Raw genomic sequence first — 12,845 nt, 5'->3', positions numbered from 1 at the left:
GGGCTGGCTGGCGGTCAGATGCCCGGCGGCAAGAAGGGCAAGCGCGGCGTCATGAGCCGCATGCCGGGGCAGCTCGGGCAGGTCGGCCAGATGCGCGACATGATGAAGCAGATGGAAGCGTCGGGCATGGACATGAGCCAGCTCGGCGGAATGGCGGGCGGTATGCCGGGCATGAACCCCGGCGACCTCGACGCGATGATGCAGCGCGGCGGCCAACTCGCGCCGCTCAACCCACGCGCGACAGCCAAGAAGCAAAAGCCGTCGCGCCCCCAGGGCGGCAAGCGTCGCAAGAAGCGCTAGGCAATTCCAAGCAGCAGAACGCCGTCGCATGAGTCATGCGACGGCGTTCGTGGTCTGTGGCGGCTAGAACGCGCCTAGACGGCGCGGCGGCCGGTCACGAGCTGGAAGATCAGCACAATCAGCGCAATGACGAGCAGCAGGTGGATCAGTCCACCACCGATGCTCCCAATGAATCCCAGAAGCCAGAGAATAACCAGAATCAGAATCACAGCCCACAACATAGTAAATCCTCCATACCACCCAACAGGAACGACAGTTCGCTGAAACCGGTGTCATACTTGAGCAATTGACGGCGCGCACGTCGCCGTCATCGCACTCCCTGCTTGCCCTGACGCACCACTCGTGCCACGCACCTGAGCGCGAGTTGTCATGAATACGGAGGACGCCGCCATGGAACAGGATTTCCTCGTCTCGACCGAGTGGCTCGCTGAGCACCTCGACGACCCGAATGTGCGGGTAGTCGATTGCCGCTTCGCCTTCGATGTCGATATGGAAGAGGCGTACCGCGAGAGTCACATCCCCGGCGCGGTCTATCTCAACTGGTCGCGCGATCTGTCCGACGCCGATCATCAGGTCGCCGGCATGATCGCTCCGCCCGCGCAGGTCGCCGCGATCATGGAGAAGCTCGGCATCAGCGACGACACCCGCATCATCGGCTACGACCATGAGGGCGGGCACTTCGCCTCGCGCCTCTGGCTGGTGCTGGCGCGGTACGGTCACGGCGAGCAGATGCGCATCCTCGACGGCGGCTGGATTGCCTGGCAGCAGGAGGATCGCCCGGTCACCGACGCCGAGCCAACGCTGCCTGCCGCAGCGACGTTCACGATCGATCAGAATAAGGCGCGACCCGGCCTGATCGCGGACTGGAGCGAGGTCAACGCGGCCACATCTGATCCGGGCACGGTCGTGCTGGATGTTCGCCGCAGGAGTGAATTCACCGGCGACGAAGTGCGTGCCGCTCGTGGCGGACGCGTGCCGGGCGCGACATGGCTCTTCTGGCAGGACAACCTCGATTGGGACGGCGACCGCCGCTTCGTCTCACCCGAAGCGATGGCCAAGCGCGCCGCAGATGTCGGGCTGACGCCTGAGACACCGATCATCACCTACTGCCAGGGCGCAGTCCGCGCAGCCCACGCCGCCATCGCGCTCAAGATGGCCGGTTACGACAACATCAAGGTCTACGACGGCTCCTGGGCCGAATGGGGCAATCGCCCCGACCTGCCGATTGAGACGGGCGAGCCAAACGAGCAGGGATAGACGAGGCTCTACTGATTCGTCAGGACTGACCTCGGCCGGTCGTGGCCATCAGGCCACCCTGATTTGCGGCACCACGCGCTGCGAATCGGTACCCGACAACGCCGGAAGATGCCCGTGTTCGATGCGCGTTCCAGCGGTGGGGGAGTGTAACTTCACCGCCAGGCCAGGCCGAGGCATGTCTCGACGAAATCGTACGCGAAGCTACTCGTCTTCCCACACCTGGGGGCGAACGACGACGCGGTTGGCAGCAGGGTCAACGTCGAGGACGACACTCTTGAGCGCCGGGAAGAGCTGCTCGTGGCCCTGCTCATCGCGGACAACGTAGACATCGACCTCGCCGGACTCGATGATCTCAGTGAGCGTACCGATCGGTTCGCCGGATTCGAGGAAGGCCGCCAGACCGATGAGCTGGTAGTGGAACAGCTCGTCGGGATCGAGCTGGCGCAGTTGCGAGCCGGATACGCGCACGATCGTGCCGCGCAACGCCTCGGCGGCGTCGCGGGTCGTCACATCCGGAAATCGCAGCAGCGCCTGACGACCGTGCAGACGGATGCCGGAAAGCTGGCGGGCAGTCGGGTCGTCATCAAAATAGACGCGACGCAGCTTGCGCAGGCGCTCGGGATCGTCCGAATAGACATCCATCTTGACTTCACCGGCGATGCCGTGGGCAGTCACGATCCGGCCGATTACGAGGAACACCTCGCTCGGCGGCGTCGACGGGTCAGGGTTGGTGGGCGACGATGGGCGCGCAGACTTGTTCTCGCGCCAGGGCGTGCGGTGCGCGGGACGATCAGGAGTCGATGTCAAGGCTTGCTCGCAACCCCTTGCGTGATGCAGCAATCATCAGGATTGTGCGCATCGAGCGGGCGATGCGACCCTGGCGTCCAATGACGCGGCCCATCTCCTCTTCCGGGACACGGACCTTGATGTGGACATTGGCACCGAGACGCTCGGGGATGACCTGGACGACCTCGGGGTCTTCGACGACGTTCTCGACCATGAACTGAGTCAGTGAGACGAGGCTATCGATCGGGCTTTCGGATTCTGCCGCGTCGGCATTGGCGACATTCTCATCCATATCAGCGTCCTCCATGCTGCACAACGTGTCCGAGATTCAGCGTCGAATAGGCTGCCGAGTACACAACTGGCTACCGCCAAGCGGTAGCCAGCCAGAGATATCGACATCGACAAGCTGAGGCAGCGACGTGTCAGGCAGAGGCGGGCTCGGCGGCTGCGTCGGCAGCCGTACCGGCCGGGATCACCTTCGGCGTATGGCCGCGGCTCGGCACCTCAGTGACATAGCCCTCTTCGAGGACTTCGCGGCTCAGCTTGCCCTCGATCACGCCCGCGCGAACGAGCAGCGAGCGGACCTTGTCGGTCGGCTGGGCACCAACGCTCAGCCAGTGGGCGGCACGCTCGTTATCGACACGCAGTGTCGTCGGCGTTGTTCGCGGGTTGTAGATTCCGATGATCTCGATGAAACGGCCATCGCGCGGCCACGCAGACTCGGCGACAACAATTCGATAGCTTGGCTGATGCTTGGCGCCCATCCGCCGAAGTCGCAGTTTCAGCACGCTGCCAGTTCCCTCCTCAACCCGATATCGTCAGGCTTGTTGCGGAATTCATTGCACACAATAAGAAACCCGGCACAGCCGGAACGACTGATGCTACCATGACCCACCGTCAAGCGTCAACGCGGTTGTCTCGCGACCTGTCCATTCGTTCAGGCCCGAGGCTGTCCGCGTGGCGGCGACGATTCCCGCCAGTGGTTCGGTGTCGCTGCTGCCGCCTGCGGGTCATCATAGATGCATCAACGCAATCGATGTTGACGGTCGCCCGCCCGGGCGGATCAACGCCGCATCACGCTAGAGGGACAGATGACTCGTGTCGTTGGATCACTCCCCGGCCATCACTGGCTGAATCCTGCGCCCCAATCAGACCGCCAGTTCCCTGGGACGCTCTGGCTGGATGACCCACTCGCTCGCGATCCGCAACGTGGCGGACCCGCCGCCCACCTTGCTCGATTGGCCGAGCGCTACCCCGTCCCTCCCGGATTCGTCGTTACGTCCAGTACATTCTCCTCCGGGTCAGTCCGACCGTCCGAGCTTGCCTTCGCCTATCGACGCCTGGCGACGATCGCCGGCAATCCCGAACCGACTGTCATCGTTCGCGCTCTCCCATCTCTGGCAGCTTCCGCATCGATCCCACACACGCTCGTGAATATCCGCGGCGTTGGCGCAATTGTCGCCGCGATAGAAGCGTGTCTGGCCGCTTCGATCTCGCACGATGGCAGGAGCGCAGTCATCGTGCAGCTCATGGAACCAGCCGATGTCAGCGTCACAGCCTGCACTTCGGAGGCATACGCGACCAACGGAGAGCACGTCCTCGTTGCAGCTCGCTGGGGACTCGCAGTCGGCGACTCCAGATGTTCCGACCGCTGGCTGGTCCGGGTGCACGATGGGCTGATCGTCGATGCGTGTATCGCCGAAAAGCAGCGCATGACCGTCAGCTCGCCGGGCGGCGTATCAGAGGCAGCCGTACCGCACGCGATGCGCACCACCCCGACGCTCACACACGAGCAGACCCGCCAGGTCGCAACGCTCTGCTCGCTCCTGCGTGCCGAGCACGGAGCGCCGGTTTGCGTCAATGCCGCGTTCGCCGGTGGCTGGCTATCCCTGCTCCAGTGCCGCCCACTGGCATCGAACGGACTCAGTGAAAATGAACCAGCAGCATGACGAGTTGCAGTTCAGAACTATGCCCCGCATCGGCACCCTGGCGTCGATGTTCCGCACGAGCAATGACATTACGTTCAGTTGACGAAACCATCCATGCCATGTAAAAGAACATAAGGTTTGCGCCACTTTACGGCGCAAGGTAGGCCGATATGCGCATGCTTCCTAAGTCAACCGTTCTGCCCTGCGTGCGAATCCACGATATCGACCGATGGCGCGAACCTGACCGGTGACCTGATTACAACTGCGACCGCGAGTACGCGGCAATACAAGCGAGATGGTGTATGGATTCGTCCTCCCCGCGGATCACCACCTATCCCCATGCGTTGTCGATGCGCTCCGATTCGATGCCGGACATCCTCTGGCTCGACGATGCGGCTGCGCGCGACACCAATCGGGTCGGTGCAAAGGCCGCGCACCTCAGTCGGCTCGCGCAGCTCCACCAGGTCCCGCCTGGCTTCTGCCTGACCGCCGATGCGCATCAGACGCGCACGCTCAGCAACCGCGTCAGTGCCAACCTGCGCGCGTCGATCGCGCACGCTTACCAGCAGCTGGCAGATCGCTGCGGCATCGCTGAACCGTCGGTGGCAGTGCGCTCATCGGCCATCGACGAGGACGGGCCGCTGGCGTCGTTCGCCGGTCAGCACGAGACCTACCTCAACATCCGCGGCGTTGCGAACATCTGCGAGGCCGTCGAATGCTGCTGGGCATCGGCGCACACCGAGCAGGTGCTGGCTTATCGCCAACGCCACAACCTGTCGGTCGATGGCATTCGCATCGCCGTCCTGATCCAGCAGCTCGTCCCTGCCGACGTCTCGGCGGTGCTGTTCAGCATCAATCCCGTGACCTGTGCGCAGGATGAAATGGTCCTGACCGCGAGCTGGGGGCTGGGCGAAAGCATCGCCGGTGGCACGGTCACGCCTGACACGTGGACGATCTCGAAGCTGGATCAGACAACCCTGCGCGAGCAGATCGCGCTCAAGCAGCGCATGACCGTCGCGATGCTCGGAGGCGTGCGCGAGATCGACGTTCCGCGCCTGATGCGCACCCAGCCATCGCTCGGGCCAGACCGGGTCCGCGAGATCGCCGACCTGGGCCTGACGCTGGAGCGCCACGTCGGCTGGCCGGTCGATCTGGAGCTGGCCTACGCTGCTGGAACCCTCTACCTCCTCCAGTGTCGACCGATCACGACCATCGCACAGAGGCACAGCATCGACCCGTGAGCGAAGGAGTGCGTAGTCATGACTGCATCCCCATCCCGCATTCCGCTGCCGGAGTATCTGTTGCCCACGTGGGTGCAGCCTGAAGATGCTGACAAATACTGGGCTCAGGACCGGATGCATTACACCGAGCAGATGATGATACTCGATAGCGAGATACTCGAATTCGCTTGCGCAGACGGGGCCAACCCCGTTTTCGAGCTCTATCACATTCCGGCTCGAGTCCGATCGTGCCGATTCTGGACCTGGTACTTCGAGACGACTGACCTCCTTCCGCTTCCGCCGGCCGAGCTTGAGGCAATGGCACTGCGCTCCGAGCAGGCAATCAGTGCTGAAATGGCGCAACTGGAGCGCAGGTGGGCGGAAGACTGGCTGCCGGAAATCAAAGCGATCGTCTATGGCTGGGAGCAGTACGACCTGGCAAGTGCCACCAATGTTGATCTCGCCGACCATCTCGCGTCGGTCGTCGAGCAGATCAAACGTCTCTTCGCCATCCACTTCGAAGTCTGGCACCCGCTCATGATGGCGATTTCCCTGTTTGAAGAGCTGTACCTGGAGCTGTTCGGGGACGAGGAACCACTGCGACCTTACACGCTCTTGCAAGGCTTCGAGAACACGACCGTCGCGTCGGGCCGCGCGTTTTGGCAACTGAGCCGTCAGGTCGCGGCCAATCCGCCTGTTCGCAGGGTCTTCGCCAGCTACCCGGCCAGCGAGGTCGTTGCAGCACTTCGGGAATCGGCCGAGGGTCGAGAGTTCCTTAGCGATCTTTCCGTCTACCTCGACGAGTACGGTCGGCGCTGTGAGTACTGGGTGCTCGTCACGCAGCCATCGTGGATCGAGGATCCGGCACCGGCGCTGAGGATCCTGAAGGGCTACCTGAACGACGAGGCGCTGAATCCCGACCTGGCACAGGCAGCGCTGGCAGCCGAGCGCGAGCGCGCGACAACCGAGGCGTGCGAGTCGTTGCAAACATACCCGCAGGCCGTGCGCGATCAGTTCGAGTTCCTGCTACAAGCCGCCCGAACAGGCACCGTACTCACCGAAGATCATGGCTACTGGATCGACTTCCGCTCAGCGAGCGACATGCGCGAAATACTGCTCGAAGTCGGCCGACGGCTGGTCGCCGCCGACATCATCAGCGACGCCAACGACTTCGGCCACCTGACGCTCGCCGAGATACTGGCGGCCTTACGCGGGTTGTCGGGAGACCTGCACACCACAGTTGCCGATCGTCGGGCGGAGATGGAGCGCTACCGCGGTGTCGACGTCCCGTTCGCCATCGGCGTCGCACCGGATGAAACGCCGCCTGACGATGCCGGCGGTCGCATGATGGCCAAGTTCTTCGGCGCGAGAGCGCAGGCATCGGCCGACCCCGCTGTCCTGCACGGCTCGGCCGGGTCGGCGGGAGTCGTCCGTGGCACGGTCCGCATCGTCCGATCCTGGGATGAGGCCGACCTCGTGCAGCCGGGCGACATCCTCGTCGCCGAGACGACGTCGCCGCCCTGGACACCGCTGTTCAGCACCGTCGCGGCGGTCGTGACCGACACCGGCGGCGTGCTGAGCCACTGCGCTGTCGTCGCCCGTGAATACGGCATCCCGGCCGTCGTTGCCACCGGCTCCGCCACCCACACGCTGATCAACGGCCAGATCGTCGAAGTGGACGGCAGCCACGGCATCGTCCGAATCATCAGCACGTAGCAGAAAGGCTTATCCACCTCGCCGCCGATCCCAGCGCCACAGGTACGACTCGTCCTGCCAAACAATCGAGACAAGGAGTGCCCATCGATGACTGCACCAACCCGCATTCCTCTGCCCGACTATCTCAGTCCCGAATGGGAGACGCCCGAGGACGCCGATATCTTCTGGGTGCAGGACCGCATGCACTACCACGGCCCGATCCTGCATCTTGACGACTCGCTGATGCGGACGTTCTACGGCCACGGCATGAACCACGCCTTCGCGCTGTACGGCATTCCGCTCCACGCCGAGGCACGGCGCTTCTGGGCCCATCACTATGACACGACATCGCCTCTGCGCCTTGAGCCTGCCCGGATGGCGGAGATGGAAGCGCACTCTGAACGTGCGCTCGGCGAGTTGCTGGGCCAGATGCAGCACAAGTGGGACACAAGCTGGCTGCCCGAGATCCGCGCGATGATCGATGCCTGGGAGAGCTTCGACCTGGCGAACGCGACAACGGGAGCACTGGCTGACCACGTCGAGCAGGTGGTCGACCAACTGACGCGCCTGTTCGAGATCCACTTCGAAGTCGCGCTACCGTCGATGGTTCCGCTGTCGCTGTTTGAAGAGCTCTATTTCGAGCTGTTCGGGGACGAGGATCGGCTACGACCATACAAGCTCGTACAGGGTTATGAGAACAAGACGGTCGAATCCGGGCGTGCCCTCTGGCGCTTGAGCCAACAGGCGGCGGCATCACCATCAGTCCGGCAAGCTATTGAGGCGAACCCAACCGACGACGCCATTGCCGCGCTGGAACAGATTGAGGATGGGCGTGCATTCCTCGCCGACCTGGCGGTCTATCTTGACGAGTTCGGTCGGCGTGCTGACTTCTGGTGGAGTGTCAGTTGGCCCTCGTGGGTCGAGGACCCCTCTCCAGCGCTGGAGATCATCAAGGGCTACCTGTCGCAGCCAGAGAAGAATCCCGAGCTTGAGCAGGCCGCGCTAGCCGCCGAGCGCGAGCAGGTGGTCGCCGAGGCGCGCGAACAACTGCAAATCTTTCCGCAGGCGGTGCGCGACCAGTTCGAGTTTCTGCTGCAGGCCGGACGGGTCGGGACGGTCCTCTCCGAAGACCACGGCTACTGGCTCGACTTCCGCGCAGCCAGCGACGCCCGCCAGGTGTTCCTCGAAGCAGGCAGGCGGCTGACCGCCACCGGCGCAATTGCCGAAACCAGCGATGTGTTGCATCTGAGACCCGCCGAGATCATCGCGGCGTTACGCGGCAATCATCCAGATCTGCGCACCACAATCCACGACCGCAAGGCGGAGATCGAGCGCTACCGTGACGTCGAACTGCCGCACATGGTCGGCACGCAGCCGCCCGGCCCGCCACCGGACAACCCCGGCAATCGCACGCTGGCGAAGTTCTTCGGCGTCCCGCCGCAGACCTCGGATGACCCAACGATCCTGCTTGGCGTGCCGGGTTCAGCCGGCGTTGTCCGCGGCCCGGCCCGGATCGTCCGGACGCTCGGCGATGCGGACAAGATCGAGGCGGGCGACATCATGATCGCCGAGACGACAGCGCCGCCATGGACGCCGTTGTTCAGCACGGTTGCGGCCGTCGTCACTGACACCGGCGGCGTGCTCAGTCATTGCGCTGTCGTTGCGCGCGAATACGGTATCCCGGCGGTTGTCGGCACCGGCTTTGGGACGCTTCGTCTCACTGATGGGCAGATGGTCGAAGTGGACGGGAACAGTGGCCTTGTCCGGATCATCGCCGACTAATCCGGGCTCCTCCGCCGAGCGCACAGTTCTGGTGACCGCTGCGCTCGGCACGATGCTTGCGCCCCTGAACTCGACCATGATCGTCGTCGCTCTGCCTGACATCCTCGACCGCTTCGACCGCTCGCTTGCCTGGGGCTCGTGGATTGTCCTGTCCTACCTCGTGGCGATGGCGTCGGTGCAGCCACTCGGTGGCAGTCTGGGTGATCGCTATGGGCGACGACGGCTGTTCCTGATCGGGTTGACCGGCTTCTTCGTGGCGACCGTCGTCGCTGCGCTGGCCTGGCGGATCGAGGTGCTGATCCTCGCCCGCACCGTGCAGGCGATCACCGGCGCGATTGTGATTCCGAACGGCACGGCGCTCGTGCGCGCACACATCTCGCCGAGCCGCCAGGGCCGCGCATTCGGCACGATCGGAGCCTGGATTGCCGTAGCGGCCGGTCTCGGACCACCGATTGGCGGCCTCGTCACCGACTCTCTCGGCTGGCGCTGGATCTTCGCCGCCAATGTGCTGCTGATCGGCCCGGCGCTGGCACTCGGACTGCGATTGCCGGCCGAAGGGCTGCGACAGGCAGGGCGCTTCGATCTGCGTGGCGCGCTCGGCCTGATGATCAGCCTGGTCTCGCTGGCGCTGGCGCTGACCATCTGGAAGGTGACGACGATCGCTGTCGCGGCAGCGTTCGCTATCATCGGCATTGGTGCAGGCTGGTGGTTGCTGCGTCATGTACGGCAGACCGAGCAACCTGTTCTGAACGTCCGCCTGTTTCGACGCCCCGGCTACGCTCCGGCGACGCTGGCGGTGATGCTCAGCAACCTGGCGATGTACACGCTCCTGCTGTCGCTGCCCGTCTTCCTGACCAGCGACGTCGGCTGGAGCAGCAGCCGCGTCGGCTTTTTGCTGGCCGGCATGTCCCTGCAAATGGTCATCTTCTCACCATTCGGCGGGACTCTCTCGGACCGGGTTGGGCGACGCACTCCGGCGCTGATCGGGACGATACTGCTCGTAGCCGGGGTCGCGCCGTTCGTCGCGATCTCGATCGGCTGGCATTGGTACATGCTCCTGCTGCCCTCGTCCTGACCGGCATCGGTCTGGGGTTGTCATCTGCGCCGGTGCAAACCACCGCCGCTTCGATAGCCCAGCATGGGGAGACGGGACAGGCGGCCGGCCTGTTCTCAACGATGCGCTATCTCGGCAGCATCCTCGGATCGGCCGGCATGGCAGCCATTCTCAGCGGCTCACGCCCGTCGGTCGGCGAGTTCCGCCTGCTCTACCTCGCACTGCTGGTCGCCGCCTTGCTCGCGGTCCTCGCAACATCGCGGCTGCCGGCCAGATCGGGGCAGGCGATCATGCCCGTCACCATCGATCGACTCGCCCCCGCAAGCGCCAGCCAGGCGGAAGACAGCCCACGGGCATAGTTGTGTTCTCCAGATCGGCCGGGCCAGTGGCAACGGAGCGACGTTTGGATAAACTGCCGCAGGAACGCCGTCCCTTTGCCTGTTACCGATTTCGCCACCATTCAATTCCGTTGTGCGAGAAGGAGAGCCAGCCATGCCGACACCGATCAAGGGCCTCGGAGAGATCGCGCTACAGGTGAATGACATGGACGCGATGGTCGACTATTACCAGCGCGTCATCGGTCTGGAACTGCTCCGACGCTTCCCGAACAACGGCCCAACGTTCTTCCGCGTCGCCGATGGCGTCGGGGGCCACACGCAGGTGCTCGCTCTTTTCGATCGAGGCGCGCGCCCGGACAAGACGCACAAGCGCCCGCCGCCGCTCGACCACATTGCCTTCGGCATCAACCTCGCCGACTTCGCCGCCGAGAAGTCGCGGCTCGAAGCACTCGGCATCCCTGTGCGTGAGGCGACACACGGCTGGGTGCAGTGGCGCTCGCTCTATGTCGATGATCCAGAGGGCAACGAGGTTGAATGGGTCTGCTACGACCCGTCGGTTGAGAAGACGGAGTGAGGCGCGTAGATATCGTGAACGCGGCAAGTGCAGCGCTCGCGAGGAACCGACGGCGTTCGCACCCTTCGCAGGGACATGCCGCGGGGCATGTCCCTGCGAAGGCGTAGGTGGCGTCTCTCGTACCGTTACGGATAGAACTGATACCAGGCGTCGATGATCTTGCGTGCCACCGGGGCGGCGGCCTTCGAACCAGCGACACCCTTCTCAATGAATACAATCGTCGCAATCTCGGGAGTGTCGCTCGGCGTGTAGGCAGCAAACCAGGCGTTGGTGCCCAGACCCTCGGTACCGGTCTGCTCGGTGCCGGTCTTGCCGGAGACTGAATGATCCAGCCCGACGAATGGCTCGACAGCCGTGCCGTTCGACGCGTTGACGACATCGTAGAGCGCCTCGCGGATGCCCTCTATCTGCTCGGCTGAGATGGGCAACTTGCCGATCTCCTTCACCTCACCCTTCTGGGCGATCGAGCCGTCGAGGCGGACGATGTCGAGCATCAGGTGCGGTTGATAGAGCGTGCCGCCATTGGCCAGCGCTGCGTAGACATTCGCCATCTGCAGCGGTGTCGCCACCAGATAGCCCTGACCGATCGCGAGGTTGACGGCGTCGCCGCGCGCCCAGAAGTCGCCGACGTTCTCCATCTTCCAGTCAGGGTTGGGGACGATGCCGGAGATCTCATACAGTTCCGGAATGCCGGTCGGCGCGCCGAGGCCGAACGCCTTGGCCATGTTCGGCAGCGCATTCTCATCCTGCGCGTCCAGCTCTGCGCCCAGGCGATAGAAGACGGTATTGCACGATCGCACGATCGCGTTGTGCAGGGTCAGGCTGCCCTGCCCGCCGGGGATCCAGTCGTGCCAGACCTGATCGGCACCATCAAGGCTGAACTCGCCGGGACAGTCGATGACGCTGTCGATCGTGTAGCCGAGGTCGGCCATACCGGCTACGGCGGTGATGACCTTGAAGATCGAGCCGGTCGGGTAGGTGGCTTCGGCCGCGCGATTGAACAGCGGACGCTGGGCATCGTCGTTGACGTAGTCCCAGTCATCCTGATTGAACCCGAGGACGAACCAGTTCGGATCGTAGGTGGGGTGGCTGACGAGCGCGAGCACCTCTCCGTTGCGGGGGTCGAGGATGACGGCGCTTCCCTTGTCGACATCGAGCGCCGCATCGACCGCGGTCTGGAGATCGATGTCGATGGTCAGGATGATGTCGTGTCCCGGAACCGTCTCTTTTTCGGCGATCACCGATTGCTCAACACGGGCTCCGCAATCGACCACGCGGAGCTTGCCGCCCGGGACTCCCGCAAGGAGATCGTTGGCGGCCGCTTCGACGCCGGCGCGGCCAACCCATTGATCGGGACGGAGATTGCCACTGGTGTCGGCGGCGATGTCGTCGGCGGTGACGCGCGTGACATAGCCGGTGACGTGCGCGGCAACTTCGCCGAGCGGATAAACGCGTGAGACGCCTTGCTGGATCACGACGCCGCCGAGTCCCTGAAGCCCGCTCAGGGTTTGGGTATCGATGGCCGCGGGGTAATCCTTGATCGGCATGAACCAGTCGTCATTACCCTGCTCGTATTTCGCCTTGATTTCATCCTTAGGCATGTCGAGCAATTCGCTGAGGGTATCGAGCAGGCGAGCTTCATCGACGATCTGTCCCGGAATGACGCCGACCTGGGTGATGGTGTCGTCGTGGGCGAGCGGTTCGCGATTGCGATCGAGGATCGCGCCGCGCACGACGGGATCCGCGAAGTAATCAACGCAGTTGCTGCCGAGGCTGGCGAAGATGAGCGAGGGAGACCAGACGACGCGCCAACCCGCCGTTTCCCGGATGAGGGGAATGGTGTTGTTCTGCGAGAAGTCCCCGACGTAGCTCGATTGATAAATGACTTCAACCGGAACCGCGCCGTCGAGG

General features: G+C 63.9%; 13 protein-coding genes and 1 pseudogene. 9 read left to right on the top strand and 5 right to left on the bottom strand.

The genetic code is table 11. From position 1 onward, the window contains the following. The coding region (locus tag M9890_13650; protein MCO5177996.1) for a hypothetical protein at positions 1–300 on the top strand (300 nt) is incomplete at its 5' end. Between the two features lie 74 nt (positions 301–374). Here M9890_13650 and M9890_13645 read toward each other — a convergent pair. Further along, on the bottom strand, positions 375–521 hold the full coding sequence (locus M9890_13645; GenBank protein ID MCO5177995.1) for a lmo0937 family membrane protein: 147 nt from the start codon (positions 519–521) through the stop codon (positions 375–377). Positions 522–690: 169 nt separating this feature from the next. Here M9890_13645 and M9890_13640 point away from each other — a divergent pair, with 169 nt between their 5' ends. Continuing rightward, the gene (locus M9890_13640) at positions 691–1,557 is read left to right on the top strand and encodes a sulfurtransferase (protein MCO5177994.1); all 867 of its coding nucleotides are present in this window, start codon (positions 691–693) and stop codon (positions 1,555–1,557) included. A 201-nt stretch (positions 1,558–1,758) separates the two neighbouring features. On the opposite strand, the gene rimM is transcribed toward M9890_13640, so the two are convergent. From rimM to rpsP, 3 genes and pseudogenes are all read right to left on the bottom strand, one after another. After that, complete coding sequence (gene rimM, locus M9890_13635) at positions 1,759–2,364, bottom strand: ribosome maturation factor RimM (protein ID MCO5177993.1); 606 nt, start codon at positions 2,362–2,364, stop codon at positions 1,759–1,761. After that, positions 2,348–2,635, bottom strand: a complete 288-nt coding sequence (locus M9890_13630; GenBank protein MCO5177992.1) for a KH domain-containing protein — start codon at positions 2,633–2,635, stop codon at positions 2,348–2,350. The genes rimM and M9890_13630 overlap by 17 nt, the downstream gene beginning before the upstream one ends. Positions 2,636–2,903: 268 nt before the next feature. Then, positions 2,904–3,131 (bottom strand): annotated as a pseudogene (gene rpsP / locus M9890_13625) (30S ribosomal protein S16). 303 nt (positions 3,132–3,434) lie between these two features. Between rpsP and M9890_13620 the strand changes: the two are divergent. The 7 genes from M9890_13620 to M9890_13590 all read left to right on the top strand — a co-directional run bounded on the left by M9890_13620 (position 3,435) and on the right by M9890_13590 (position 10,934). Next, positions 3,435–4,292 carry a hypothetical protein gene (locus M9890_13620; protein MCO5177991.1) on the top strand — a complete coding sequence of 286 codons (858 nt, stop codon included), beginning with the start codon at positions 3,435–3,437 and terminating at the stop codon, positions 4,290–4,292. 281 nt (positions 4,293–4,573) lie between these two features. After that, positions 4,574–5,512: a PEP/pyruvate-binding domain-containing protein gene (locus tag M9890_13615; GenBank protein MCO5177990.1), complete on the top strand. Its 939-nt coding sequence runs from the start codon at positions 4,574–4,576 to the stop codon at positions 5,510–5,512. 18 nt (positions 5,513–5,530) lie between these two features. Beyond that, a complete protein-coding gene (locus M9890_13610; protein MCO5177989.1) occupies positions 5,531–7,207 on the top strand; it encodes a PEP-utilizing enzyme in 1,677 nt (558 codons plus the stop codon). An 87-nt stretch (positions 7,208–7,294) separates the two neighbouring features. Beyond that, on the top strand, positions 7,295–8,968 hold the full coding sequence (locus M9890_13605) for a PEP-utilizing enzyme (GenBank protein MCO5177988.1): 1,674 nt from the start codon (positions 7,295–7,297) through the stop codon (positions 8,966–8,968). Then, the gene (locus tag M9890_13600) at positions 8,946–10,043 is read left to right on the top strand and encodes an MFS transporter (GenBank protein MCO5177987.1); all 1,098 of its coding nucleotides are present in this window, start codon (positions 8,946–8,948) and stop codon (positions 10,041–10,043) included. The genes M9890_13605 and M9890_13600 overlap by 23 nt, the downstream gene beginning before the upstream one ends. Continuing rightward, entirely contained in the window at positions 10,013–10,381 is a 369-nt protein-coding gene (locus tag M9890_13595) for a hypothetical protein (GenBank protein MCO5177986.1), read from the top strand. The genes M9890_13600 and M9890_13595 overlap by 31 nt, the downstream gene beginning before the upstream one ends. Before the next feature lie 133 nt (positions 10,382–10,514). Next, a complete protein-coding gene (locus M9890_13590) occupies positions 10,515–10,934 on the top strand; it encodes a VOC family protein (GenBank protein MCO5177985.1) in 420 nt (139 codons plus the stop codon). Positions 10,935–11,059: 125 nt separating this feature from the next. On the opposite strand, the gene mrdA is transcribed toward M9890_13590, so the two are convergent. Beyond that, a partial coding sequence (gene mrdA, locus M9890_13585; protein MCO5177984.1) for a penicillin-binding protein 2 occupies positions 11,060–12,845 on the bottom strand: 1,786 nt, incomplete at its 5' end.

It is taken from the genome of Thermomicrobiales bacterium (assembly GCA_023954495.1).
GTDB lineage: Bacteria > Chloroflexota > Chloroflexia > Thermomicrobiales > CFX8 > JAMLIA01.
The sequence above is the reverse complement of the archived record's forward strand: the minus strand, read 5'-3'. Positions and strand labels throughout refer to the sequence as shown.